General features: G+C 60.0%; 21 protein-coding genes and 1 pseudogene. 13 read left to right on the top strand and 9 right to left on the bottom strand.

What is annotated here, in order from left to right; all coding sequences use genetic code 11:
- Positions 1-270: 270 nt before the first annotated feature.
- Positions 271-1383 (bottom strand): AI-2E family transporter, encoded by a 1113-nt coding sequence (locus tag ACVW0Y_RS01570; RefSeq protein WP_457435606.1) that lies wholly within the window; start codon positions 1381-1383, stop codon positions 271-273.
- An 86-nt stretch (positions 1384-1469) separates the two neighbouring features.
- Complete coding sequence (locus tag ACVW0Y_RS01565) at positions 1470-2564, bottom strand: DUF2066 domain-containing protein (RefSeq protein ID WP_457435604.1); 1095 nt, start codon at positions 2562-2564, stop codon at positions 1470-1472.
- A 167-nt stretch (positions 2565-2731) separates the two neighbouring features.
- Here ACVW0Y_RS01565 and ACVW0Y_RS01560 point away from each other — a divergent pair, with 167 nt between their 5' ends.
- The 4 genes from ACVW0Y_RS01560 (at position 2732) to ACVW0Y_RS01545 (ending at position 6962) form a co-directional block, all read left to right on the top strand.
- The gene (locus tag ACVW0Y_RS01560; RefSeq protein ID WP_457435602.1) at positions 2732-4345 is read left to right on the top strand and encodes a methyl-accepting chemotaxis protein; all 1614 of its coding nucleotides are present in this window, start codon (positions 2732-2734) and stop codon (positions 4343-4345) included.
- 183 nt (positions 4346-4528) lie between these two features.
- Positions 4529-5587: a phosphoribosylformylglycinamidine cyclo-ligase gene (gene purM / locus ACVW0Y_RS01555; RefSeq protein WP_457435600.1), complete on the top strand. Its 1059-nt coding sequence runs from the start codon at positions 4529-4531 to the stop codon at positions 5585-5587.
- Positions 5587-6243, top strand: coding sequence for a phosphoribosylglycinamide formyltransferase (gene purN / locus ACVW0Y_RS01550; protein WP_457435598.1), 657 nt, complete (start codon positions 5587-5589; stop codon positions 6241-6243). The genes purM and purN overlap by 1 nt, the downstream gene beginning before the upstream one ends.
- Positions 6244-6251: 8 nt before the next feature.
- Positions 6252-6962, top strand: coding sequence for a DUF3108 domain-containing protein (locus tag ACVW0Y_RS01545; RefSeq protein ID WP_457435596.1), 711 nt, complete (start codon positions 6252-6254; stop codon positions 6960-6962).
- Positions 6963-7058: 96 nt separating this feature from the next.
- Here the strand turns inward: ACVW0Y_RS01545 and ACVW0Y_RS01540 are convergent, their stop codons facing one another.
- Positions 7059-8642 (bottom strand): phosphatidylinositol-specific phospholipase C, encoded by a 1584-nt coding sequence (locus ACVW0Y_RS01540; RefSeq protein ID WP_457435594.1) that lies wholly within the window; start codon positions 8640-8642, stop codon positions 7059-7061.
- A 419-nt stretch (positions 8643-9061) separates the two neighbouring features.
- Here ACVW0Y_RS01540 and ACVW0Y_RS01535 point away from each other — a divergent pair, with 419 nt between their 5' ends.
- The 3 genes from ACVW0Y_RS01535 to ACVW0Y_RS01525 all read left to right on the top strand — a co-directional run bounded on the left by ACVW0Y_RS01535 (position 9062) and on the right by ACVW0Y_RS01525 (position 13397).
- Positions 9062-9355 (top strand): hypothetical protein, encoded by a 294-nt coding sequence (locus ACVW0Y_RS01535; protein WP_457435592.1) that lies wholly within the window; start codon positions 9062-9064, stop codon positions 9353-9355.
- Between the two features lie 96 nt (positions 9356-9451).
- The gene (locus ACVW0Y_RS01530) at positions 9452-11092 is read left to right on the top strand and encodes a VRR-NUC domain-containing protein (protein WP_457435590.1); all 1641 of its coding nucleotides are present in this window, start codon (positions 9452-9454) and stop codon (positions 11090-11092) included.
- Positions 11093-11102: 10 nt separating this feature from the next.
- Complete coding sequence (locus ACVW0Y_RS01525; protein WP_457435589.1) at positions 11103-13397, top strand: ATP-dependent DNA helicase; 2295 nt, start codon at positions 11103-11105, stop codon at positions 13395-13397.
- Positions 13398-13485: 88 nt separating this feature from the next.
- Here the strand turns inward: ACVW0Y_RS01525 and ACVW0Y_RS01520 are convergent, their stop codons facing one another.
- Complete coding sequence (locus ACVW0Y_RS01520; protein WP_457435587.1) at positions 13486-14307, bottom strand: HDOD domain-containing protein; 822 nt, start codon at positions 14305-14307, stop codon at positions 13486-13488.
- A gap of 115 nt (positions 14308-14422) precedes the next feature.
- A complete protein-coding gene (locus tag ACVW0Y_RS01515) occupies positions 14423-15286 on the bottom strand; it encodes a helix-turn-helix domain-containing protein (RefSeq protein ID WP_457435828.1) in 864 nt (287 codons plus the stop codon).
- Between the two features lie 137 nt (positions 15287-15423).
- Between ACVW0Y_RS01515 and pobA the strand changes: the two genes are divergently transcribed.
- The 3 genes and pseudogenes from pobA (at position 15424) to ACVW0Y_RS01500 (ending at position 18222) form a co-directional block, all read left to right on the top strand.
- Complete coding sequence (gene pobA / locus ACVW0Y_RS01510; RefSeq protein WP_457435585.1) at positions 15424-16608, top strand: 4-hydroxybenzoate 3-monooxygenase; 1185 nt, start codon at positions 15424-15426, stop codon at positions 16606-16608.
- Positions 16609-16905: 297 nt separating this feature from the next.
- Positions 16906-17670, top strand: a pseudogene (locus ACVW0Y_RS01505) (PAS domain-containing protein); the annotation flags it as partial.
- A complete protein-coding gene (locus tag ACVW0Y_RS01500) occupies positions 17644-18222 on the top strand; it encodes a methyl-accepting chemotaxis protein (protein ID WP_457435827.1) in 579 nt (192 codons plus the stop codon). The pseudogene ACVW0Y_RS01505 and the gene ACVW0Y_RS01500, both read left to right, overlap by 27 nt.
- Positions 18223-18266: 44 nt before the next feature.
- On the opposite strand, the gene ACVW0Y_RS01495 is transcribed toward ACVW0Y_RS01500, so the two are convergent.
- On the bottom strand, positions 18267-19370 hold the full coding sequence (locus ACVW0Y_RS01495; protein ID WP_457435584.1) for a phosphatidylinositol-specific phospholipase C: 1104 nt from the start codon (positions 19368-19370) through the stop codon (positions 18267-18269).
- 404 nt (positions 19371-19774) lie between these two features.
- On the opposite strand from ACVW0Y_RS01495, the gene ACVW0Y_RS01490 reads away from it, so the two are divergent.
- Positions 19775-19996: a hypothetical protein gene (locus ACVW0Y_RS01490; protein ID WP_457435583.1), complete on the top strand. Its 222-nt coding sequence runs from the start codon at positions 19775-19777 to the stop codon at positions 19994-19996.
- Positions 19997-20058: 62 nt separating this feature from the next.
- Here ACVW0Y_RS01490 and ACVW0Y_RS01485 read toward each other — a convergent pair whose 3' ends face one another.
- On the bottom strand, positions 20059-21546 hold the full coding sequence (locus ACVW0Y_RS01485; protein WP_457435582.1) for a helicase HerA-like domain-containing protein: 1488 nt from the start codon (positions 21544-21546) through the stop codon (positions 20059-20061).
- 130 nt (positions 21547-21676) lie between these two features.
- Between ACVW0Y_RS01485 and ACVW0Y_RS01480 the strand changes: the two genes are divergently transcribed.
- Together ACVW0Y_RS01480 and ACVW0Y_RS01475 are read left to right on the top strand one after the other, a co-directional pair.
- Positions 21677-23554, top strand: a complete 1878-nt coding sequence (locus ACVW0Y_RS01480; RefSeq protein ID WP_457435580.1) for a methyl-accepting chemotaxis protein — start codon at positions 21677-21679, stop codon at positions 23552-23554.
- Between the two features lie 206 nt (positions 23555-23760).
- The gene (locus ACVW0Y_RS01475; RefSeq protein WP_457435579.1) at positions 23761-24681 is read left to right on the top strand and encodes a LysR substrate-binding domain-containing protein; all 921 of its coding nucleotides are present in this window, start codon (positions 23761-23763) and stop codon (positions 24679-24681) included.
- Positions 24682-24778: 97 nt separating this feature from the next.
- On the opposite strand, the gene ACVW0Y_RS01470 is transcribed toward ACVW0Y_RS01475, so the two are convergent.
- Positions 24779-24952, bottom strand: coding sequence for a hypothetical protein (locus ACVW0Y_RS01470; RefSeq protein ID WP_457435578.1), 174 nt, complete (start codon positions 24950-24952; stop codon positions 24779-24781).
- A 79-nt stretch (positions 24953-25031) separates the two neighbouring features.
- Positions 25032-25883 (bottom strand): formyltetrahydrofolate deformylase, encoded by an 852-nt coding sequence (gene purU, locus ACVW0Y_RS01465; protein ID WP_457435577.1) that lies wholly within the window; start codon positions 25881-25883, stop codon positions 25032-25034.
- Positions 25884-25969 lie beyond the last annotated feature (86 nt).

Raw genomic sequence — 25969 nt, 5'->3', positions numbered from 1 at the left:
TATAGAAAAATACTAGCCCCGCGCAACTGGGTCGAGATTGGGATGGTTCCGAGCGTGGTGGTGGGCGATGTGCGCATGGTCGACTTGCGGCGACTGCAAGCGGATTTGCACCGGAGCAAGAAAGGATTTACCGAGGGGAATTACCCCGTCGTGCAATCCAACGCACGCTTGTAGGAGCCGCTGGGCGACATTCCGATCAGCCGCGATGCTGTTGATCTTGATGAGCATCGCATCGCGGCTGAAGCCGCTCCTAAAGGTATTACCTATGGCTTACTCCGCCGCAGAGGCCGGCACTATCTCAATTACCTCAACCGTCTCCACCACCTGCTCTTCGCCGTAGACATCGGACTTTTTATAGAAGTCGTGGGCATGGCGCAGCAGCACCATGATCACCGCCGCCACCGGCAGGGCCAGCAGGATGCCGGTAAAGCCGAACAGTTGGCCGCCGGCCAGAATGGCGAAGATCACCGCCACCGGGTGCAGGCCGATGCGGTCACCGACCAGCAGGGGCGTCAGCAGCATGCCTTCTAGCAGTTGGCCGACGGTGAATACGGCGGCGATACCCAGCAATGGGTAAAACTCGGGGCCGAATTGGAACAGGCCGGCAGTGATGGCGGCACCAAAGCCGACGACAAAGCCCATATACGGAACGATGCTGGCCAGACCGGCGATGATGCCGATCAGCAGGCCCAGCTCCAGGCCCACCAGCATCAGGCCGCTGGCGTAGATAATGCCCAGACCGAGCATCACCAGAAGTTGCCCGCGCAGGAACGCGCCTAGCACTTCGTGGCATTCGCCGAGCAGTTGCACGATAAAACCTTCGCGGCTGCGCGGCAGCAGGCTACGCACTTTGGCGACCATGATGTCCCAGTCGCGCAGCAGGTAGAAACTCACCACCGGAATCAGTACCAGATTGCCCAGCCAGCCCAGCAGCGCCAGGCTGGAAGCCCCGGCCGAGGCCAGTACGGTGCCGACGATATCGGTGGTTTTGCCCAGGTGCTCGGTGACGGCCGCTTTGACCTGGTCGAATTTCCAGAAGCCATCGACCAGGCCGAGCTGGGCTTGCACCCACGGCAGCGCGCGGTGTTGCGCCCAGTCGATCATTTGTGGTGCCAGTTCATACAGGCGCACCAGCTGTTTGCCGAGTAACGGCACCAGTACCAGCAGGGCGATCACCAGGATCAGGGTGAACACGCCAAACACCACGATCACCCCCCAGGTGCGCGACAGTTTCCAGCGCTCCAGCAGGTCGACAATCGGATCGCCCATATAGGCCAGCAGAATGCCGATCAGAAAGGGCGAAAGTATCGGGTGCAGCACGTACAACAACCCACCGAGCAGAAACAGCGCGGCAATCCCTAGCCAGTGACGTGTATCAGTCATGCTCAACAGCCTCGAAGAAAAGGGGTTCACCAACTGGTTTTCACCAGTTGGCTTTTTACCAGCAGGCTTTTTACCAGCCTGCTTTTTTACCAGCCGTAATGCAGCACGTTAGCGGCAGCTGCCGGTACTGGCGCAACCGGTGCAACGGCGGATGGGTCGGCCGGTGCCGCAGCGGCGTCAACCGCGGCAGCGGCAACTGGCTCTGGCGGCAGTTCACGCATACGGGCCAGGGCCAGTTGCGCGCGCAGCTGCTCGGCGCTGGCTTTGACTCGGTAGGTCAGGCGATCACCCACGGTGCTTTGCAGACGGGCGTCGAAGGGTTCCAGCAGACGCTGCAGTTCGGCATAGCGGGTCAGATCGGCGCCCTGGATATCCAGCGTCAGATCCTGAGCGGCGCCCTGCGCGGCGACAAAGTGGGTGGCCAGGCGTTGGCTAACGGCCAGCAACACCGCATCGGCGACGGCATCAGCACTGGTGCCTTCGGCTTTGCCTTGTTCACGCTTATCGCCCAGCCACAGGCGCCATTGCGCTTGCCACTGGCCGCCTTCTTCCTTGGCGTTGACGGCCAGTAGTGCGTCGGCACCGTAACGGGCGGAGGGTTCTTTCAGCGCATCGGGGTTATTGGCGGCGAGGTTTTCGGCGGTGCCGGCCAGCTGCTCATTGAGGTCGGCGATGGGTAGACGCAGCGGCAAACCACGATTCTGCGCCGCACGTTGCAACGAGGCCGCCGCTGGCTGGCTATCGCCCACCAGGCTCGCGCCCTCGGCGCTGGTGTTCAACCACCAGGCCAGCACGGCCGGACGATTCGCGCTCCACAGGGCAATGCCAGCCTGACGCAGGCTGCGGTCGGTGCTGATGGCATCGAAGTCGACCACCAGTACCTGGGGCGGGCCGTTTTCGTAGCCGTATTGGCTGACCAGTTGTTGCGGGTCTTTGCGCAGTTCGGCGATGGCCGGGTTGGCAAGCGCCTTGTCGCTGCCGGTCAGGCGCAGCACCAAGGTATCCAGGGCGCTGCTGAGGGCGGCGGCGCGCTCATCCGGTTGCTGGCTGGCTACCGGCTGGCGTACTTGATAGAGGTTTTCCACAGGGGCGGCCTGGGACGCCAGGCTGCACAGCGAAAGGCACAGGGTAAATAACGAACGAGCGACTAACGGGCTGAACAGTGAGGCGGACAAACGCATGGTGGGTTCTCGGCTCAGGGACAGGCAGCAGGCCTGAGGACAGGGCACTGCGGCAAAGAGCACTACCTTAAACAGCCCTCTGCGACCCGGCAACCGCAGAAAGGCCAAGGCTTGCGCATAAACCAGCTTAACTAGTGCTAAGCGACTGCCCATTGGAGGAACACAAGGTGTCGATAAAGCTCCGTTTGCTGCTGTTAACCGGCACCGGCCTGCTGGCCGCACTGATCCTCAGCCTGGTCAGTTTCGTCGGCAACCATCAGGTGGCCGATGCGGTGCGGGCCAATCAGGTCAGCCTGACTGCCCTGCGCAATCATATGGAAGCGGACATGATGCACGACGCCCTGCGCGCTGACGTGCTGGCCGCCCTGTTGGTCGGTCTGGGGAAAAGCACCACCAACGCCGAGGAAGCCCGTTCGAGCCTGGAAGAACACGCCGGGCATTTTCGCGAGGTGCTGACGGAAAACCTTAGCCTGCCGGTGAACGACGCCATCAAGGCCGGACTGAACAAGGTCAAGCCAAGCCTGGATGCCTATATCGCCGCGGCCGAAAGCATCGTCGCCCTGGCGCTCAAGGATGCCGATGGCGCGCAGAAGCAATTGCCCACCTTCAATGCCGCCTTTACCCAGTTGGAAGGGGAAATGGCCAGCCTTAGCGAGCTGATCGAAGCCAACACCGGGCAAACCAGCAAAGACACCGAAAGCGCCATCAGCACCGCCAACCTCACCTTGGCGGTGGTGTTGATCGCCAGCCTGGTGCTGTTGGTGGTGCAAGGCACGTGGATCGTTCGCAGCATCATGCGGCCGTTGCTGGCGGCCAGCGAGATTGCCAGCAGCATCGCCCAGGGCGACCTTGGCCGCAGCATCGAGCAGCCCGCACAGCAGGATGAGGCCAGCGCCCTGATCCGCAGCCTGGCCACCATGCAGCGCGACCTGCGCGGCATGATCGGCGTGGTTCGCGGCAACGCCGACAGCGTCAATAGCCTCACCCAGCAACTCAGCGCCGGTTGCCATCAGGTGGCCGGCAGCAGCGCCCAGCAGAGTGAAGCGGCCAACACCATGGCGGCGGCGGCCAGCGAAATGACCGCCAGCATTGAGGAAATCACCCGCCACTCCGGCCAGGCGCTGGATATGGCCAACCAGGCCGAACGCCTGGCCAAGGACGGTGGCAAGGTGATTCACCAGGTAGTGCAGGATATGGACGGTATCGCCCGCTCGGTGCAGCAGTCGGCTCAGGTGATTCGCACCCTGGATCAGGAATCCGAGCAGATTTTCGGCATTATCCAAGTGATCAAGGGCATCGCCGACCAGACCAACTTACTCGCTCTGAATGCCGCCATCGAAGCGGCCCGCGCCGGCGAACAGGGTCGTGGTTTTGCCGTGGTCGCCGATGAGGTGCGCAGCCTGGCCGGACGCACCAGCACTTCAACCCAGGAGATCGCTGCGATGGTGCAGCGTATTCAAACCAGCACCCGCGATGCCGCCACCAGCATGGAGGCCGGCGTGGCGCAGGTGGACAAGGGCATGGCAGTAACCGCTGATGTCGAGCGGGCGATTCGCGAGATTCTTGAAGCCACCCTGACCACCACCCAACTGGTCAACGACATCACCCGCACCATTGGCGAACAGAGCCTGGCCAGCAACGAGATCGCCCATCAGGTGGAAACCATCGCCAATATGTCGCTGAGCAACAGCGACGTGATCGGCAAAACCGCCGACACCACCGATGAGTTATCGAGCCTGGCGGGCAAATTGTCGCTATCGGTGGACCGTTTCCGACTCTAGCTACGGACGTTCGGCGCTAATTGGCGTTTTTTCCTGCCCGTCCGGCTGCGCAGATGGCCGCCTGCCGGCAAGCCTGATAAAATCGCGCGCCTTCGCAGACCGTGCCTCCCCCGCGTGCTGGCCCATGTGCCGCCGCCTGTCCCGGTCGCTCCCCGAACATCCCTTTCATAAAGGCCTGGATCTATGAGCAAGCAACCCTCCATTAGCTACAAGGACGCCGGCGTCGACATCGATGCAGGTGAAGCCCTGGTCGAACGCATCAAAAGCGTGGCCAAGCGCACTGCGCGTCCGGAAGTGATGGGCGGCCTGGGTGGCTTCGGTGCCCTCTGCGAGATCCCAGCAGGTTACAAACAGCCGGTACTGGTCAGCGGTACCGACGGCGTCGGCACCAAGCTGCGCCTGGCGCTGAACCTGAACAAACACGACAGCATCGGCCAGGACCTGGTGGCCATGTGCGTAAACGACCTGGTGGTATGCGGTGCCGAGCCGCTGTTCTTCCTCGACTACTACGCCACCGGCAAACTCAATGTCGATGTCGCCGCCACTGTGGTCACCGGCATTGGTGCCGGTTGCGAACTGGCTGGTTGCTCGCTGGTCGGTGGGGAAACCGCCGAGATGCCGGGCATGTACGAAGGCGAAGACTACGACCTGGCCGGCTTCTGCGTGGGTGTGGTGGAAAAAGCCGAAATCATCGACGGCTCCAAGGTACAAACCGGCGACGCCCTGATCGCTCTGCCTTCCTCCGGCCCGCACTCCAACGGCTACTCGCTGATCCGCAAGATCATCGAAGTGTCCGGTGCCGATATCGAAACCGTACAGCTCGAAGGCAAAGCGCTGACCGAACTGCTGATGGCTCCGACCCGCATCTACGTCAAACCGCTGCTCAAGCTGATCAAAGACACCGGCGCGGTAAAAGCCATGGCCCACATCACCGGTGGCGGCCTGCTGGACAACATCCCCCGCGTACTGCCAGACGGCGCTCAGGCGGTGGTAGACGTCGCCAGCTGGAAACGCCCGGCGGTGTTCGACTGGCTGCAAGAGCAAGGCAACGTCAATGAAACCGAGATGCACCGCGTGCTGAACTGCGGCGTCGGGATGGTTATCTGCGTCGCACAGGAACACGTCGAGGCCGCTCTGGCCAACCTGCGTGCCAGCGGCGAGCAGCCATGGGTGATCGGCCAGATCAACGCCGGCACCGACGATGCCGAACGCGTTGTGTTGAATAACCTGAAAGCCCACTGATGCCCAACGCCTCGCCCTGCAATGTTGTGGTGCTGCTGTCCGGTTCGGGCAGCAACCTGCAGGCGTTGATCGACGATATTCAGACCGAGGCCAGTCCCGCCCATATCACTGCGGTGATTTCCAACCGCAGTGATGCCTATGGCCTGGAGCGGGCCAAAGCGGCCGGCATCGCCACCCATGTGCTGGACCACAAAGCCTTCGCCGACCGGGAGAGCTTCGACAGCGCACTGATGGCACTGATCGACAGCTGCCAGCCGCAGCTGGTGCTGTTGGCCGGTTTCATGCGCATTCTCAGCGGCACCTTTGTGCGACATTACCAAGGCCGCCTGCTGAATATTCACCCTTCCCTGCTGCCCAAATACAAAGGCCTGCACACCCACCAACGGGCGCTGGATGCCGGCGACCACGAACATGGCTGCAGCGTGCACTTTGTAACGGAGGAACTCGATGGTGGGCCTCTGGTCGTACAAGCTGTTGTGCCGGTACGCTTGGATGACACGGCGCAGAGCCTGGCCAACCGCGTACATGCACAGGAGCACCGGATTTACCCCCTTGCTGTGCGCTGGTTCGCTGATGGCGACTTGCGCCTTGGCGATCAGGGGGCAATGCTGAAAGCGCAATTGTTACCGGCCACCGGCCACCTGATCCGAACCTAGGAGACTTTATGCGTCGTGCCTTGCTGTTCGTCCTCGCCGTGCTCACCCTGCCGGCGCAGGCCCTGGAGCTGAAACCCTTTTCGGCCAGCTACACCGCCGACTGGAAACAGATCCCCGTCAGCGGTACTGCCGAGCGCAGTCTGCAAAAGCAAGCCGACGGCCGTTGGCTGCTGAACTTCAAAGCCTCCATGCTGGTGGCCAGCCTCACCGAACAAAGCACCTTCCGCATCGACAGCAATACCTTTCTGCCGCTGACCTACCGCTACGACCGCAGCGGCCTGGGCAAGGGTAAAAGCGTTGAGCTGGATTTCGATTGGGACGCCAAGAAAGTCATCGGCAGCGACCGTGGCGACCAGGTGTCCTTGCCCCTGAACCGTGGCGTGCAAGACAAATCCACCTACCAGGTGGTGCTGCAAGCCGACGTCGCCGCAGGCAAGAAGACCATGAGTTATCAGGTGGTCGATGGCAGCGACATCGAAACCTATGACTTCCGCGTGCTGGGCGAAGAGAAGGTCGAAACCATGGCCGGCAGCGTCGAGGCCATCAAGGTGGAGCGCGTACGCGACCCGACCCAGAGCAGCCGCAAAACCGTGCTGTGGTTCGCCAAAGACTGGAACTACCTGCTGGTGCAGCTGTACCAGGTGGAGAAAGACGGCAAGGAATACCAGATCATGCTCAAAGACGGCAGCGTGGATGGCAAAGCGGTGAAAGGCAGCTAAGCCTAGCGTTGTAAAAAAGCCCCGCTCAGTGCGGGGCTTTTTTATGCACCTAAAAATTTATGCGGTAACCGGGCTTATTAATGGCGTGCTGACAGGCTATCTGGGCAAACGGCCTATGCTCGATGAAATGCCCGCATTAATGGTCACTGGGTTGACAGTCACCGGGCTGACAGTCGCTGGGCTCACAGTCGTTGTACTGACAGTTGTTGTACTGGCAGATGGTGTACTGGCAGGTGGTGTACTGGCAGGTGGTGTACTGGCAGTCGCTGGACTGACAATCGCTGGCCTGAAACCCTCTGCGCTGACAGTGACTGAACTGACATCCGTTACCGTGACACCCACTGGATTGGCGCAACCAAGACTCTCAATCCCATCCATATTGGCCACATTGATCGGCTGGCCGTCGCAGGACAGATCAAGCCGTTTGGGCGCAGCACTGGTCGCATCAGTGCAAACACTGCGAGCAGTGTCGTACACACCGTTGCAGGAAATATCTGGCGCATGGTGATTTCTCTGCATTGAGTGATCACAGCTCAGATATCGCCCCTGGTACCCCACCAGAAGGCTACACGCAGGTAGAAACTCGATAGTGATAGGTTTGATTGTGTTCGTATTGCGCACGTAACAGGTCTGACGCCCTGGGGTGAATACTTGATCGCCGTCACAGCGTAAGGCGAAGGGTGCCGTGACGGCGGTCAATGAGGCCAGACTGCGCCCAAAACAAGTCACCAATTGGCCGGTCACGCTATCGAGATAAACCGCCGCGCAGTTAACGTTGTTGGCACGGATAATTACGTCGATCAAGCCCGCACCAGGGTAATCCATCGGCAAAATACCCATGTAGCGCTGCGCTGCCGGCCTGCTCAGCACGTTGGCAACTATGTAGTTATAAATATCTGGATTAACCTCCGATGCCGAGCCTAAAGGCGTTTGCGGTGGCGAGTCGAAGGCCAGATTGTTAACCACATTGGTTTTCGTCGTTTGTGCAGCCACTATCTTCGCCTTGACGATACCCAGCTTCTTTTTGCTCTCGGCGCCGAAGTTATAACCAATCTGCCAAACATCTTGAATATCGAAATTCGTGTAATCAAACCCGCTCACTTTAACCATCAGATTTTCTTCTAGAAGAACCATTTTCCCACGCACATCAGCGATTTTTGGATTAAGTTCCGTTGGCTGCCAAATGTAATCGGCATACTGCGCTATATACGAAGCGTAGGTATCGGCAAAGCTGCGGGTATTGCCTGAGGCCCCATATTCTTCCTTGAGCCGGACAAAAACAAACTCACTGGGGTTCTGCTGCAAAAACGTGGAAATATCCGCCAGCACGCGACCGAACATGATTTTCTGAAAATACGCGCCATGGTGAATAGTGAATGTATTACCTATATGTCTTAGGCGTATATCAAGAAAGCGAATACCGCCGTTCAATTGCTGAGGAATGCTCAACGTCTGATTTTGCGACCACATCACACCGTAGCGCGCGGCCGATTCATGCGTGCCTGGAATTGATATATCCCTTATTCGGGTCTGATCGTCCAACCAGCCCATCCAACGTTTGTTCGCGGGGAGGTCCTCGGTCCCGCTATAAACACCCTCGCTGGCCTTGGCCATTCCCAGGCAGAGGCACACGAGCATAAATAGTAAAACCTTAACAACATCACGTCTGACAGCGGCCATAACATTCTCTCCAATAGTAAGCGGAGACAAAAGCTATGCGAATGGAAAACCACAACTCAAGCGCAACTACCCGTTATAGACGGCACTGACAATAAACAAGGAGATTGCATCGAGAGATACGCCCAACCGCGAAACTACTTCAGCGCTAAATTAGCGCCCGCAAGCAGACACCTTACATTTACCCGTTAATGCACCCGCAAACTGCGCAAGAAAAATCGGCGCAATATCTTGTTCAGTCAGTTGCCCATTGCCCTGAACAAGCAAATAAAAACCATCCAGAAAAACATAACTTGTGTTCCTACAGTGTTCGGAAAATTGTCTTTTTACGAACACTCCTACAAAACAAAAATCTCAGACTGGCATCCATATCTCCGTCGCTCTTAACTTGCGCCTGTGCAGTCAAGCCACGGAGCCCTCCTATGAACGTCCGCCCGATCTCAACCGCCCTGCTGCTTTCGCTGTTCACCAGCCTTCCCGCGCTGGCCGATGGTGGCACCCTCAGTTTCCAAGGGCGGATCGTTGAATCAGCCTGCAGCGTCACAGCCAGTGCGCAGACCAGCGGCCAAGCCATCAGCCCCGGCGTCAATCTGTTGGTGAGCCCGGCAAACGACGCGTGCTCGCGTTACTCCCCGGCCTTTACCGCGCAATACCTGCCGCTATCGGCCAGCGAAACCGACCTGGCCAATCGGGTTATCACCATTACCTACAACTGAGGGCCGACGGCCTGCGCGCCGCCACCGATCTATTTGCGATTGCCAGGGCGCGCCGGCACTGGTATCTGTACATGCAAACAGTGGTTTGGCGTAACGATGCATTCCCTCGAAGATCCCCGTTTCTATTACCTGGCCAATTTTCATAAAGCGCTGGCCTGGCTCGCTGCGCGTTATAGCGACCTGTTCAGTGCCGACGAGGCGGCATTTGTGCGCCTGTTCCCCGAGCTACCACTGCCCTCCCAGGCCCTGCTGACGCGGATGATCATGCGCAAGGGCCCGCACTTTCGCGCCAGCAAACTCAGTTATGAAGAGATCGGTTGTTCCCGCCAGGCGGCCGAGGTGCTGCTGGCGCACGGCTGGCTCAGCAGCGCGAGCGAGCTAAGCCTGGCCGAGCTGTTCGCCCACCTGCGCAAGGATGAAGTGCTACTGCATTTCGGCGCGCTGCTGAGCAACCGCAGCGCCAACAAGCCGCTGCTGCTGGAACAGTTGCAAAGCCAGCTCGAGGGTGAGCGCCCCTTCGACCAATGGTGCCCGCAACTGGATGACCCGTTGCTGACCCTGACCATTGGCGAGCTGATCGACCGCCTGCGCCTGATGTTCTTTGGCAACCTGCACCAGGACTGGGTCGAGTTTGTGCTTTCCGACCTGGGCATCTTCCGTTACGAACAGGTGGCGATGAGCGCCGACTCCCGCGGCTTCACCCGCCGTGAAGACATCGACACCTACCTGCACCTGTGGCACTGCCGGCAGCGCTTCGAGGCAGGCGAACCGCTGACCGAAGTGCTGGAGCAGATCGCTGCAGTACACACCGACAACCCGCTGCTGCTGGAACGACGTGGCAAGCTGCTGTTCCGCATTGCGCAGCACCTGGAACGCCTCGGCGAGCTGGAGCACGCGCTGGCCCTATATGGCCTCAGCGCCTACCCGGAGTCACGGCAACGGCAGATTCGCGTGCTGGAACGCCTGGCGCAGTACGAACAGGCTCATATCCTGGCGCAGCAGGCTGCGGCGGCACCGGTCAACGATGGCGAAGCGCAGTTGGTGGCCCGTGCGCTTACCCGGCTGAACCGCCAGCTGGGTCTGGCCAAGGCGAGCAAACCGGCCAAGGTGGAAGCCGGGCGGATCGAACTGAGCTTGCCCTTCCATCCCGATTTCAGCGTCGAGCAACGGGTGCAACTGCACCTCAGCGAAGATCAGGCCCCCGTGCACTATGTGGAAAACACCCTGATCTGCAGCCTGTTCGGCCTGCTCTGCTGGCCGGCGATCTATGCCCCGCTGCCGGGGGCGTTTTTCCATCCATTCCACAGCGGCCCGGTGGATCTGCTGCGCGCCGACTTCACTCAGCGCCGCGCCACGCTGTTTGCCGATTGCCTGGCGGCGCTGGACTGCGAGACCTACAAAACCCGGATTCGCAGCACCTACCAGGAAAAATTCGGTATCCAGTCACCCTTCGTATTCTGGGGCCTGCTCACTGAGGAGCTGCTGGAGCAGGCCCTCACCTGCCTGCCCGCCGCCCACTTGCGCGCCTGGTTTCAGCGGCTGCTGAGGGATATCAAAGCCAACCGCGCCGGGATGCCCGACCTGATCCAGTTCTGGCCCGCCGAGCAGCGCTACCGGATGATCGAGGTGAAAGGCCCGGGTGATCGCCTGCAGGACAACCAGAAGCGCTGGCTGGCGTTCTGCGCCGAGCACGCTATGCCGGTGGATGTCTGTTATGTGCAGTGGGCGGACGTATGAGGTGCCTGGCATGATTTATCAGGTGGCGGTGCGCGCCCTGTGCGAGTTCACCGCCAAGCAGGGCGACCTCGATCTGCGTTTCACCCCCTCGCCCACCGCGCAGGAAGGCATTGCCGGGCATATGAGCGTGGTGGCGCGGCGCGGCTCGGGCTATATCGCCGAGCTGCCGCTCAGTGGTGAATATGAAGGTTTGCTGGTGCGCGGCCGCGCCGATGGCTACAACCCCGACGACAACCTGCTGGAAGAAATCAAAACCCACCGTGGCGATATCGCGCGCATTCCGGAAAACCACCGACTGCTGCACTGGGCCCAGGTCAAGGTCTACGGCGCGTTGCTGTGCGCCGAGTACGAGCTGGAAGAAGTCGACCTCGCAGTGGTGTACTTCAATGTGCTCACCCACAAAGAGACCAGCTTTCGCGAGACCTTCAGCGCCAGCGCCCTGCAGGCGTTTTTCCAGATGCATTGCCAGCGCTTTATCACCTGGGCCAAACAGGAACAGGCGCACCGCATCGAGCGTGATGACAGCCTCGGGCAGTTGCGTTTCCCCCACGCCAGTTTTCGCAGCGGTCAACGCCAACTGGCCGAAGCGGTATACCGCGCCGCCCGCGATGGCCACAGCCTGATGGCCCAGGCCACCACCGGCATTGGCAAAACCATCGGCACCCTGTTTCCCCAGCTCAAGGCCTTTCCCGAGCAAAAGCTTGATCGCCTGTTTTTCCTCACGGCGAAAACTCCGGGCCGCCGCCTGGCCCTGGATGCTCTGCAAACCCTGCGCGCCCAGGAGCCAAAGATCGCCCTGCGGGTGCTCGAGCATGTGGCCCGTGACAAAGCCTGCGAGCACCCGGACAAAGCCTGCCACGGCGATTCCTGTCCCTTGGCCAAAGGCTTCTACGACCGCCTGCCCGCCGCCCGAAAAGCGGCGCTGGATAGCCAATGGCTGAACCAGGCGGCGGTGCGTGACGCGGCCCTCGCCCACGGCATCTGCCCCTATTACCTGAGCCAGGAGCTGTGCCGCTGGAGCGACGTGGTGGTGTGTGACTACAACTACTACTTCGATATGACCGCCTTGCTCTACGGCCTTACCCAGCTCAACGAATGGAAAGTCACCCTGCTGGTGGACGAGGCGCACAACCTGGTGGAGCGCGGCCGCGGCATGTACAGCGCGGAGCTTGCGCAGGCGCGTTTCAAGATCATGCGCGGCCTGGCACCCAAGGGCCTGAAGAGCGCCCTGGACCGCGTCAACCGCCACTGGAACCAGCTGCATCAGGACCAGGAGGCGCTGTATCAGGTGTACCCGGCGGCACCGGACCTGTTCATCATGGCCCTGCAAAAAGCCGTCAGCGCGATCACTGACCACCTCACCGATCAGCCCACCGGCAACGAAGCCGAGCTGTTGCACTTCTACCTCGACGCCATGCTGTTCTGCCGCCTGGCCGAGGTATTTGGTGCCCATTCGCTATTCGATATCAGCCGCCACCTGGGCCCGGGCGGCAAATCGCAATCCACCCTGTGCATCCGCAACGTGGTGCCGGCGCCGTTCCTTGCTCCACGGCTGGCCGCCGCCCATAGCTGCACGCTGTTCTCAGCCACCTTGAGCCCGGCCAACTACTATGCCGACCTGCTCGGCCTGCCGGAGCAGACGCCCTGGCTGGATGTGGAGTCGCCGTTTCTGGCCGAGCAGTTGCAGGTACAGGCGGTTAGCAACCTGTCCACCCGCTACGTCGACCGCGACCGTTCACTGGCACCAATCACCGCGCTGATGGCCCGCCAGTTCATCGAGCGGCCCGGCAACTACCTGGCTTTTTTCAGCAGCTACGCCTACCTGGAACAGGTGCGCGACCAGTTCGTCGCCGCCCACCCGCAGGTGCCGATCTGGGTGCAATCGCGGCAAATGGACGAAGCCGAGCGCCAGCACTTTCTCGAACGCTTCCAGGAAAGCGGCCAGGGCATCGGCTTTGCCGTGCTCGGCGGTGCCTTTGGCGAGGGGATCGACTTGCCCGGCAAGCGCCTGATCGGTGCCTTTATCGCCACCCTGGGGCTGCCGCAGATCAACCCGATCAACGAGCAGATCAAGCAACGCATGCAAGCCATGTTCGGCAGTGGCTATGACTACACCTACCTGTACCCCGGCCTGCAGAAAGTCGTGCAGGCCGCCGGCCGGGTGATACGCACCCAGCAGGATCAGGGCGTGGTGTATTTGATGGATGATCGCTTTAGCCAGGCGGCGGTAAGACGCTTATTACCGACCTGGTGGGAAGTGGGGCGGTGTCGGTTGCCGACCGGGGATGAGACGCTTACGCCGTAAATCGACGTTTGCCGGGATCGCGGCTCAAGCCGCTCCTACCGGTTGTGCGATCCGTAGGAGCGGCTTCAGCCGCGATGCTGTTGATCTTTTAGCCCAACAACTCGGCAAAGGCCTTGTCCGCCTCCAGCACTGCCGGCAGCGCGGCAAATACCGCATCCAGATCGAGCTCTTCCAGCAACGGCCCGCCCAGGGATTCCCTGGCTTCCTCGGTAGCGCCGCCGTGGCTTTGCAGGGCTTCGGCGATCAGTACGGCCTGGGCCAGGGTCTTGGGCAGGGGCTGATCAGGCGGTGCCTGCAGCGGTTTGACCTGTAGGGCAATGGCGTTCTGGATCAGCTTGGGCAGTTGCCAGCGGCGCGCCAGTTCCGCGCCGACTTCGGGGTAACCAAAGCCCAGTTGCAGGGTTTCATTGACCACCCGGCCAACGGCACCGTGCTTGCTGGCGTTCAGTTTGGCGGCGTATTGCGGCGCGCCGGTCTGAATCAGCAGCTCGCCGATGTTATGCATCATGCCGCAGGTAAACGCCGTGTCGGCATCCTGGCCCGCCTGTTTGGCCAACAGGCGGCTGATACTGGCAACCTGGAAACTGTGGGTCCAGAACCCCTTGAGATCGAAGCTGGCGTCGGCCTTGAAGGCACCGGTCACCGCCGAGGCCAGCACCAGGGTACGCAGGGTGTTGAAGCCCAGGCGCGAGGCGGCGTCTTCGATACTGGTGGATTCCCGTACCCCGCGGTAGCGCGAGGAGTTGGCCAGGCGCAGCACCTTGGCGGCGATTACCGGGTCCAGAGAGATATTGCGCGCCACGCTGTCCAGGCTGGACGACGGGCTGTCGAACTGCTGGATCAGTTCCAGGGCTACCTTGGGGATGCTGGGCAAGGCATGCAGGTCGGCAAACAGCGTTTCTATATCCATGGGCTCACTCTCGCTTGGACGGCAGGTCTAGGAAATCATAGGCAACTTTTTGCTGCGCACCGCGCCACCCGGTGCACGTCACCGCATTGATACCGGCAAGCGTCACCGAACGAAACTAGCGCTGAACGCGAAAGCCCTTGGGCGACAGGCCCGTGCCGCGTTTGAAGAAGCGGGAAAAATACGCTGGATCGGCAAAGCCCAAACTGTCGGAAACCTGATTAACGGTCATGGCGCTGTACACCAGGCAGCGCTTGGCTTCCAAAAGCAGGCGCTGATTGATCATCTGCAATGCCGACTGCCCGGCCAGGCGCCGGCACAGGGCGTTGAGGTGGGCGGCGCTGATGCTCAGGGCACTGGCGTAGCGCTCGATGGGCAGGTGCTGGCGAAAGTGGTTTTCCAGCAGACGTGTGAAAGCCTCGACATGCTCTCGCCCACGGTCCGGCCCGGAGCCCGGAGATTGCGCCTCGGCGCGGCGGCTCAGGGACACCAGCAACACGCTGATCAGCGACTGCAGCATCAGGTCACGGCCGCTCTGCTGCTGGTCGTATTCAGCGGCAATCGACTCGAACAGCGCATCCAGATAGCGTCCTTGCGTGCCGATGGCAAAGCACGCCGGCGCGCGCAGGACCTGGCTGTCCAGGCTGGCGGCCAGCTGTTCGGCCAGGGGTTGGGCCAGGCTGAGGATATAGCCCTGCACATCATCGGAAAAACGAAAACCGTGCACACAGAGCGCCGGCACCACCTGCAGCGAGCCGCCGCCGACCTCGGTCAGGACGTCCTCGATCTGCAACTGCGCCTGGCCGGACTGCACATACAGCAGCTGCACCAGATCGCTATGCCGATGCGCTTTGATCTCCCAATGGTGCAGGCGGCTACGCTCGGGAATCGACTCGCAATGAATCAGGTCGGGCGTCGGCCAGGCACCGGTTTCGCCATACAGCTTGAATACCGGAACCGGATTTTCGGCGTTTTTCAGCACGGTAATAACCCATGAAAAGTGCAAGAAAGCTGTTCGATATTGCCTTCTCAGTCGTGCTTTAACCACAAAAAATACAGGCGTTATAAAAACAATTAAGTCCCTCTGCCGCGCATGGCAGAGCTGACAGGAAAACGCCCATGAAAACTCAGATCGCCATTATCGGCGCCGGTCCGTCCGGCTTGTTGCTCGGCCAGCTACTGCACAAGGCCGGTATCGCCAACGTCATCATTGAACGCCAAACCCCGGACTATGTGCTCGGCCGCATCCGCGCCGGCGTGCTGGAGCAAGGCATGGTCGACCTGCTACGCGAAGCCGGCGTCAGCCAGCGCATGGACGCCGAGGGCCTGGTGCATGACGGGTTCGAACTGGCCTTTGACGGCCGCAGCGAACATATCGACCTCAAGGGCCTGACCGGCGGCAAGACCGTAATGGTCTACGGCCAGACCGAAGTCACCCGCGACCTGATGCAGGCCCGTGAGGCCGCCGGCGCCAGCACCTTCTACAGCGCCAGCAATGTGCAGCCCCATGAGCTCAAGGGCGAGCAGCCCTACGTGAGCTTTGAACACAACGGCCAAACCCTGCGCCTGGACTGCGACTACATCGCCGGCTGCGATGGTTTTCACGGCGTTTGCCGGCAAGCCATCCCCGCGGGTGTGCTCAAGGAATTCGAACGCGTCTATCCCTTCGGCTGGCTCGGCATCCTCGCTGACACCCCGCCGGTCAACGAAGAACTGATCTACGCCAACCACGAACGCGGCTTCGCCTTGTGCAGCATGCGCTCGCCGACCCGCACCCGTTATTACGTGCAGGTAGGTGCCGAGGAGAAGGTCGAAGACTGGCCCGATCAGCGCTTCTGGGATGAACTCAAAGCCCGCCTGCCCGCACCGGTGGCCGCCAGGTTGGTGACCGGCCCGTCGATTGAAAAAAGCATCGCGCCGCTGCGCAGTTTTGTGGTCGAGCCAATGCAGTACGGGCACCTGTTTCTGCTTGGCGATGCCGCCCATATCGTCCCGCCGACCGGTGCCAAGGGCCTGAACCTGGCGGCCAGTGACGTCAGCACGCTGTATCGCATTCTGCTCAAGGTGTATGGCGAGGGGCGTACCGACCTGCTCGAGAAGTACTCGCAAATCTGCCTGCGCCGGGTGTGGAAGGCTGAGCGCTTTTCCTGGTGGATGACCTCGATGCTGCACCGCTTCCCCGACACCGATGCGTTTAGCCAACGGATGCAGCAGACCGAGCTGGATTACTTCGTCAGCTCCGAGGCGGGGCGCAAGACCATTGCAGAAAACTATGTAGGGTTGCCGTACGAAGCCATCGAGTAAGGTGCTTAAGCGCCCAATAAACTGCACACCCGCCAGCCCGGCGATCTGCCGATAGCCACAGAACAACCCATGGCCTGTTTGCAGCTCGCTACTAAAAGCAGCTACAGCGCCTGAGGGCGGCCAACGACTGGAGAGTTTGCTTGGCCGCGGTGGGTGCCGCGCCTGGCCACCCACCGCGAAACAACTTGTAGCATTCTGCCATCCGTCCTAATTTTCTCTTCTACGCTTCAGGAAGATTTCGCTGTGCCGACCTAACAAGCAAATGGAATGCACTCCTTAAAAGGCGGGTAATCGAGCATGTTCAATAATCAGCTGAAAAAAAGACTGATGGAGTTGGAAGAGGAAGTTGCACGCACCCAACAGGTCAAGGAATCCTTGTACGAGGAAATGTTGGTCCTTGAGGTCGACCTTGCCGGCAAGATCGTCTTCGCCAATGAAAACTTCCTCCGCGAAATGCTCTACCGTCCAGACCAATTGATCGGTCACCCCCTCGATGCATTCTTCCCCGACAGCTTTCGTCAGGAAGAAAACTACCGCCGCCTGAAACAGTCGTTACAACAAGGTGAGCACCTGCGTGGTGCCTTCCGCCTGTTGCGGGGCAACGGCGAGGAAGCCTGGTTGCGCCTGATCTGGCAACCGATGCGCGATAGCAAAGCCAGGCTGACCAGCTTCTCGCTATTTGCCAACGATCTGACCCGCACTATCGAAGCCTCGAAAGAACATGAAGGCATCATCAACGCCCTGCTGCGCTCCACGGCGGTGATCGAATTCAACCTCAAGGGTGAAGTGATCAATGCCAATGATCGCTTTCTCGGCGCTATGGGCTACACCCTGGAGCAGATCAAAGGCAAGCATCACTCCACGTTCTGCGACCCGCACGAAGTGAACAGCACGGCCTACAAAGACTTCTGGGCCAAACTCAACCGGGGTGAATTTGTTGCCGGACGCTTTAAACGCGTCGATGCCTTTGGCCGACCGGTATGGCTGGAAGCTTCCTATAACCCGGTGCACGACGCCCATAACCGTCTTTATAAAGTGGTGAAATTCGCCACGGTGATTTCCGACCAGGTCAATCAGGAAATCGCCGTGGCCGAGGCCGCCAATATCGCCTACAGCACGTCGCAGCAAACCGACCTCAGCGCGCAGAAAGGCGCATCGGTGGTGCAGCAGACGGTGGACGTTATGCGCCAGATCACCCTGCAAGTGCAGGATGCCGCCGAGGGCATCGAAGCCCTGGATAAACAATCGCAACTGATCAGCTCGATCATCAAAACTATCAGCGGCATTGCCGGCCAGACCAACCTCCTGGCGCTTAACGCCGCCATCGAAGCCGCCCGCGCCGGCGAACAGGGCCGTGGCTTTGCCGTGGTGGCGGACGAAGTGCGCCTGCTGGCCGGCCGTACCAGTCAGGCGGCGGAAGAGATTGTCGAGGTGGTGCAGAAGAATCAGCAGCTGGCACAGACCGCTGTGGACAGTATGTCCAGCAGCCGGCAGCAGGCCGAGCAGGGGCTGGGACTGGCCAATGAGGCGGGGGCGGTGATTGTCGAGATTCAGGACGGCGCGCAGAAGGTGGTGGACGCCATTGGCCAGTTTGCCAATCGGCTGAAGGCATAAAAAGCCCTGGCTGAGCAACAGCCCAGGGCGTTTTTACCCGCTCCCTATTTACGGACCGCTTTGGGATAAAAGCGATTGGCCGCAACTACGCTTTCGATCAATCCCGGCCCCGGGAAGTCCGCGACGATAACCCCCACATAAGCACTGTTTTGCAGAAAGCCGAATGACGACAGGCTGCCACCGGCTGCATCCTTGCCTACGCCATTCTTCTTGTTGATTTTGTCGATGTATTGACGGGTCAGAACGTTTGTTCCTTCAAAGGCAATGGTGCAGATACCAATGAAGCAGTTGACCCGCGGGAAGTCCTTCCACTTCCAGCTCCAACCCGGCGTGGTATAGCCCGTGGCCAAGCGGGCTGCAGAGGTGCCTGGCGAGGAGTGGCCACTGGCAACGAAATACGGAAAGGCGATATTGCTGCCCACCAGATAGTTGATAAGGCCGGTGATGCCTGGCTTTTGCGAATAGTCCAGATAGTTTCGAACCTTCTCCCACTTGGCATATAACGCCCAATTGGTCGGGACTTCCCAGGAGTCCTGCAGGCCAAACGAGTAGTAACTCATGCCAAAGCCCGGTATTGCCGAGTAGTCGTAGTCAAGCAGAACGACCAGTTTTCCGCGCACGTCGCCCACCCGGGGTGGGGAGTAACTATTGGCGTTCCTCCTCCAGACGACATCGCTGTAAAGCGGTGATGACATGTATTTATTTACGATGGCGGGGAAGTTCGCGTCGTTACTTTCCTCCTGTTTCAAGCGCATCAATACAAACTCGGTGGGATGCGCCTTTAAATAAGCCTTCACCTGATTCAACACGTCGCCAAACATGAGGTTCTGAAAAACCACCCCATGGTGAATTGCCAATGAGCCATTGGTATATTTCGCCCGGACATCCAGAAAGCGGATGCCGGCTCTCAGCTGGGTGGGAATATCCAATGTCTGGGTCTGGGCATAGGGGCCGCCATAGCGGCTAGCAGATTCGTGCGTCCCGGGAATGGAAACCTGCATGATGGACTGGCGGTCAAGCAGGTCTTTCATCCAATCGGCCTTGACCGTCGTACCCGCCATGCTTGAGTCGTGGTAGTAGGCGCTGTCCCAATGCGCATGAGCGAACAAGGGGACCATCGCCAATAAGTAAGGAATGCAGCGCTTCATTAAATCGTCTCCGTCATTGATGAATAACGGGGCGAGAAGCTACTGATGGCACTGTGCCCACCGCATAGTCGGATTCTAGTTAACTATGCGAATTTTCTACTAAGAATGTAGGGAACAAAGAAGCTCAAGAGCGTGTCGTGCTCAGTCTGGGTACCCAGGCAATTAATAGACGAGAGCGTTACATAGATAGATTTTTCATTTCGCTTGGCTATAATCACGGCACGACCGAAAAACGTCGCTCTTTCAATTAATTCAAATGTCATAACCAACTGAATTAATTAGTTTTTAATATCATCAATAGATCAACAAACAACCGAACCGGGCATCAACCCCTTCCCTCGACCGCTAACATAGCGATGCGACCACATGGCCGGCGGCCGGTTAACCAGGACCAGAGAAACTACGTGACTAAAGACGAACTGCGCGCCGAACTTGAGCGCCAGGCGCAGCGTTACAAGGAAGTTTACGGCGGGGAAGTTGTAACCTACGCCGCCCAACCGGAACCCGAACGCAAGCCTTGGCGCAAACGCTCCAATTTCCTCGATCAGGCCTTCGAGCGAGAGTTGGAAAAAATCGAAAAAGAACAGCAAGCCCGAATCGACTCCGCCAAAGACACGGATCTCTGACGGCTGCCTGTAGCCGGGCGATGGGGCGCATACCTAAGCGGTAACCGCCCGGCCCGTGCGAGTCAGCGGCGTTTTTTGCCGAGCAATGAGCCCAACAAACCGCGCACCAGTTCGCGACCGATCTGATTGGCCGCTTGCCGTGCCGCGCTTTTCAGGGCCTGTCCGGCGGCGCTGCCCAACAGCTCGCCAGCCATATCGACAAAGCCTCCGCCGGCCTTGCCCGTTGCCACCGGCGGAGCGTCCTGCGCTTCGCTGCTGGCCGCCGCACGGGTGGTAAGGCGTTCGTAGGCCGATTCACGGTCCACGGCTTTGTCATAGTGGCCGGCCTGCGGCGACTGGCGGAGCAACGCGGCGCGCTCGCTTTCGCTCAGCGGTCCGATGCGCGACTGCGGTGGCGCAATGGCCACACGCTGAACCATGGCCGGAGTGCCCTTCTCTTCCAGGGTACTGACCAGTGCTTCACCAATACCCAGTTCAGTCAGCACGCTCAAGGTGTCAAACGCCGGGTTGCTGCGAAAGCCATCCGCCACTGCTCGCAGCGACTTCTGTTCTTTCGCGGTGAAAGCGCGCAAGCCGTGCTGAATCCGCAGGCCCAATTGCGCCAGCACATCGTCGGGCAGATCACTGGGCGACTGAGTGACGAAATACACGCCCACGCCCTTCGAGCGAATCAGCCGCACCACCTGCTCAAGGCGCTCCTGCAATGCCTTGGGGGTGTCGGCAAACAGCAGATGGGCTTCATCGAAGAACAGCGCCAGCACCGGTTTATCGGCATCGCCGCGCTCTGGCAGTTGTTCGAACAACTCGGCCAGCAGCCATAACAGGAAGGTCGCATAGACCTTGGGCGCTTCGTGTACCAGGCGGCTGGCGTCGAGCAGGTGAATGCGCCCGCGGCCGTCGGCATCAGGATGAAGAATGTCCTCGAGTTGCAGCGCCGGCTCACCGAACAGCGCCTCGGCACCCTGTTGTTCCAGGGTCGCCAGGCGCCGCAGCAGGGCCTGACTGGAAGTGCTGGTGAACAGCGCACTGTCGGCCCCGAGCAACTGCGGGTGGTCCTTGAGGTGGTTGAGCATGGCCTTGAGGTCTTTCAGGTCCAGCAGCAACAATCCCTCGCGATCAGCCACCTGGAACGTGGCGTACAGAGCCGCCTGCTGGCTATCGGTCAGCTCCAGCAGATTGCTCAGCAGCAACGGGCCCATCTCGCTCAACGTGGTGCGCAGCGGATGACCGCTAACCCCTTGCACATCCCACAAGGTCACCGGATAGGCCTGCGGCTGGTGATTGAGCCAGGGCATGCTGGCGATACGTTCGGCCACTTTGCCCTGCGGCGAACCGGCGGCACCTATACCACACAGATCGCCCTTGATGTCGGCGGCGAATACCGCGACACCGGCATCGCTGAAGGCCTCCATCAGGTGCTGCAGGGTGACGGTTTTGCCGGTACCGGTGGCACCGGCAATCAGGCCGTGACGGTTGGCCAGACGCAGCGATTGCGCCACCGGTTGCCCGGCCGGATCGGCACCGATAAAAAATTCATTAAGCCCTGGCATTTCACTCTCCCGTTTTAAAGCTTTAATGCAGTGTGGCCGACATAACGAAAGACACGGAGCCGAGTCGATCGACCCACCCCCTGCTAACCAGCTCAAGACTGGTGGCAGTGCCAACCGGACGCAAGAAGCCATGACCAATAATCTGAAGTTCAGCCACAAGATTCTGCTTGCGGCCTCGTTGGTGGTGATCGCCGCCTTTTCCCTATTCACCCTGTACAACGACTATCTGCAACGCAATGCCATCCGCGACGATTTGAACAGTTACTTGCAGGAGATGGGTGAGGTCACTGCAAGCAATATTCAGAACTGGCTGTCCGGACGCATTGTGCTGGTGGAAAGCACCGCGCAATCGATTGCCGGCAATAGTGATGCTGATGTGGTGGCCAAGCTTCTGGAACAGAAAGCACAAACCTCGACCTTCGATTTCACCTATCTGGGCAGAGCCGATGGCAGCTTTATCATGCGCCCCACCAGCGAGATGCCAGCCGGCTACGACCCACGCACCCGCCCCTGGTACAAGGACGCCATGGCCGCCGGTACCACCACCCTCACCGAACCCTATGTGGACGCCGCCACCGGCGCACTGATCATCACCATCGCCACCCCGGCGCAAACCGCAGGCGTGGTTGGCGGCGATCTGAGCCTCAACGCGCTGGTGAAGATCATCAATTCCCTGGACTTCGGCGGTATGGGCTACGCCTTCCTGGTCAGCGCCGACGGCAAGATTCTGGTGCACCCGAACAAAGATCTGGTGATGAAGAATCTCAAGGACCTGTACCCCAACAACACGCCAAGCATCAGCAGCGCCATCAGCGAAACCGAGCTCAATGGCGAAGAACGCATTCTCACCTTCGCCCCGGTCAACGGCTTGCCGTCGGTGAAGTGGTACGTCGGCCTGTCGGTGGACAAGGACAAGGCCTACGCCATGCTCACCAAGTTCCGCGCCTCGGCCATCGTGGTCACGGTGATTGCGGTGATCGGCATCCTGTTCCTGCTCGGCATGCTGATCCGTGTGCTGATGCAACCGCTGCATGTAATGGCCAAGGCCATGCGCGATATCGCCCAGGGTGAAGGGGATCTGACCAAGCGCCTGGCGGTGCAATCGAAGGATGAATTCGGTGATCTGGCCTCCTCCTTCAACCAGTTCGTCGAACGGATTCACAGCTCGATCCGCGAAGTGTCCTCGGCCACCAGCCAGGTCAACGAAGTCGCCAAGCTGGTGGTCAATGCCTCCAACTCGTCGATGGTCAATTCCGATGAGCAGGCCGCCCGCACCAACAGTGTGGCCGCGGCGATCAACCAACTGGGTGCTGCCGCTCAGGAAATCGCCCGCAATGCTGCCGATGCCTCAAGCCAGGCTTCGGACGCCAAGGTGCTGGCCGAAGACGGTCGTCAGGTGGTGGAGAAAACCATCCACGCAATGAACGAGCTCTCCGACAAGATCCGCACCTCATGCGGCAATATCGAAACCCTCAATGGCAAGACCGTCGATATCGGTCAGATTCTCGAAGTGATCAAAAGCATTTCCCAGCAAACCAACCTCCTCGCCCTTAACGCCGCCATCGAGGCCGCGCGTGCTGGTGAAGCCGGGCGTGGTTTCGCCGTGGTCGCGGACGAGGTGCGCAACCTTGCTCACCGTACCCAAGAGTCGGCGCAGGAAATCCAGAAGATGATCGAAGAGCTGCAAGTGGGCTCCCGTGAATCGGTGACCACCATGACCGAGAGCCAACGCTACAGCGAGGAAAGCGTGGAGATCGCCAACCGCGCGGGCGAACGTCTGGGCAGCGTGACCGAACGGATCGGCGAGATCGACGGCATGAACCAGTCGGTTGCCACCGCCACCGAAGAACAGACCTCAGTGGTGGAATCGCTGAACGTGGATATCACCGAAATCAACATGCTCAACCAGGAAGGCGTGGAAAACCTGCAGGCGACCTTGCGCGCGTGCGGCGATCTGGAACAACAAGCCACTCGCCTGAAGCAGTTGGTGGATAGCTTCCGAATCTAAATGATTGGCGTAGGTTGGGTTGAGCGCAGCGAAGCCCAACGATACGCTGCAACTCGCCCAACCACCGTTTCCAAACAGAACAATCGAGAAACGCCTCAAACGCCCTGTTTGGTCGCGGTGTTGATGCTGACCTTTGCGTATCGTTGGGCTTCGCCTTTGGCTCAACCCAAACTACGCCGTACATTTTCTGGTTGGGACCGACATCGATGAATCGCAATGAACTGCGCAAGGCCGATATCAACCTGATGGTGGTATTTGAAACCTTGATGCAAGAGCGCAACGTCACGCGCGCAGCGGAAAAACTGTTCCTCGGCCAACCCACCATCAGCGCAGCGCTCAATCGCTTGCGGGCGATGTTCAATGACCCACTGTTCATTCGCGTCGGCCGTCGTATGGAACCCACGGCCCGCGCCGAGGAGCTTATTCAGCACCTGTCGCCGGCCCTCGACGCCATGTCCGTGGCGCTGAGCCTGACCCACGATTTCGACCCCGCCACCAGCAGCATGACCTTTCGCATCGGCTTATCCGATGACGTTGAGTTCGGCCTGCTGCCGCCCATGCTGCACACCCTGCGCAAGGAAGCGCCCAACGTGGTGTTTGTGATTCAGCATGTGGACTACTGGCGGATTCCCGACTTGCTGGCCAGCGGCGATATCACCGTCGGCATCAGCCAGACTCGCGGTCTGCCCGCCAATGCCAAACGCAAGTTGCTGCGCCATATCCACCCTCGCCTGTTACGCGCCGATGCCTCCGACAAGCCGCTGACCCTGGATGAATACTGCGCCCGGCCCCATGTGCTGGTGTCGCACACCGCCAATGTCAGTGGCGTGGTGGATGAGTGGCTGAACGATATCGGCCGCAAGCGTCAGGTGGTGTTGTCGGTACCGCAGTTCAGCGCATTGCCGGCGCTGCTGGCCGGCACCGATCTACTGGCCAGCTTGCCGGACTACGCGGCCGACGCCATGGCCGCTGCCGGGCAACTGTTCGTCGAACCGATGCCCTTCCCCACCCCGACCCTGGACCTGGCCATGGTCTGGCTGAGCATCATGGACACCGACCCGGCCGAGCGCTGGCTGCGCTCGCGGCTGGAGGCGTGCATGAGTGATCGGGTGGCGATGGCGTACTAAAGCGCGCCTCGTAGGAGCGGCTTTAGCCGCGATGCTTTTGGCACCTGAAATACATCGCGGCTAAAGCCGCTCCTACAGGGACCCGTCGCGGGGTCGTTTAGGGAGCCGGCTTTTCCGTTTCAGGATGCAGTTCATCCCAGAGCTTGGCGGCCTCTTCGAACTCGGTGCCGGTTTGCTCGTCCATCGCCTCGGGGTCGTAGCGGCTTAGGCAGCCTTCACCCAGGGTCGGGGGCGGAGTCGATGTAGCGCGATCCAGCGGGTCATCACTCATAACGCTTACCTCTCAGCCATAGGGTGCGCCGTGTGCACAGTTGCAGTCGCGCCAGCGGCACCCCCGAGCAATCTGGTGATCAGTCGAACACTACGGTTTTGTTGTTGTGCACCAGCACGCGGTCTTCCAAGTGATAGCGCAAGCCGCGCGCCAGGACCATTTTTTCCACATCCTTACCCAGACGCACCAGCTCTTCGATGCTGTCGCGGTGGCTGATGCGTACCACGTCCTGCTCGATGATCGGGCCGGCGTCGAGTTCTTCGGTGACGTAGTGGGAGGTCGCGCCGATCAGTTTCACCCCACGCAGGGAGGCTTGGTGATACGGCTTGGCGCCGATAAAGGAGGGCAGGAAGCTGTGGTGGATGTTGATCACCCGCTGGGCGAATTCCTGACACAGCTCCGGCGGCAGAATTTGCATATAGCGCGCCAGCACCACCACGTCGGCACCGGCTTCACGCACCAGGCGCGTCACTTCGGCGAAGGCTGGCGCTTTGTCCTGCGGGTTGACCGGCACATGGTGGAACGGAATGCCATGCCACTCGACCATGCTGCGCAGATCGTTGTGGTTGGAGATCACACAGGGAATCTCGCAATCCAACTCATCACTGTGCCAGCGGTGCAACAGGTCGGCCAGGCAATGGGACTCGCGGCTGGCCATCAGCACCACGCGTTTCTTTTGCTCTGAATCAGTAATCCGCCATTCCATGGAAAATTGCTTGGCAATGGGTGCGAAGGCCTGGCGGAAACCATCGATATCGAAGGGCAACGAGTCGGCGCGAATTTCATGGCGCATGAAGAACCAGCCACTCTGGTTATCCGAATGGTGGCTCGCTTCGGTGATCCAACCGTTATAAGTCGCCAGAAAGTTACTGACCTTGGCAACGATACCGACGCCGTCGGGGCAGGCGATTACCAAGCGAAAAGTGCGCATGCGGGAACTCCAGAAACTCACAAAGGCCGCCATTCTAGCCACAGCGCAGGAAAAGTTCAGCTGTAACGCTCGTCCCACTCGCCCTG

The organism is Pseudomonas sp. TE3786, from assembly GCF_054057335.1.
The sequence above is the reverse complement of the archived record's forward strand: the minus strand, read 5'-3'. Positions and strand labels throughout refer to the sequence as shown.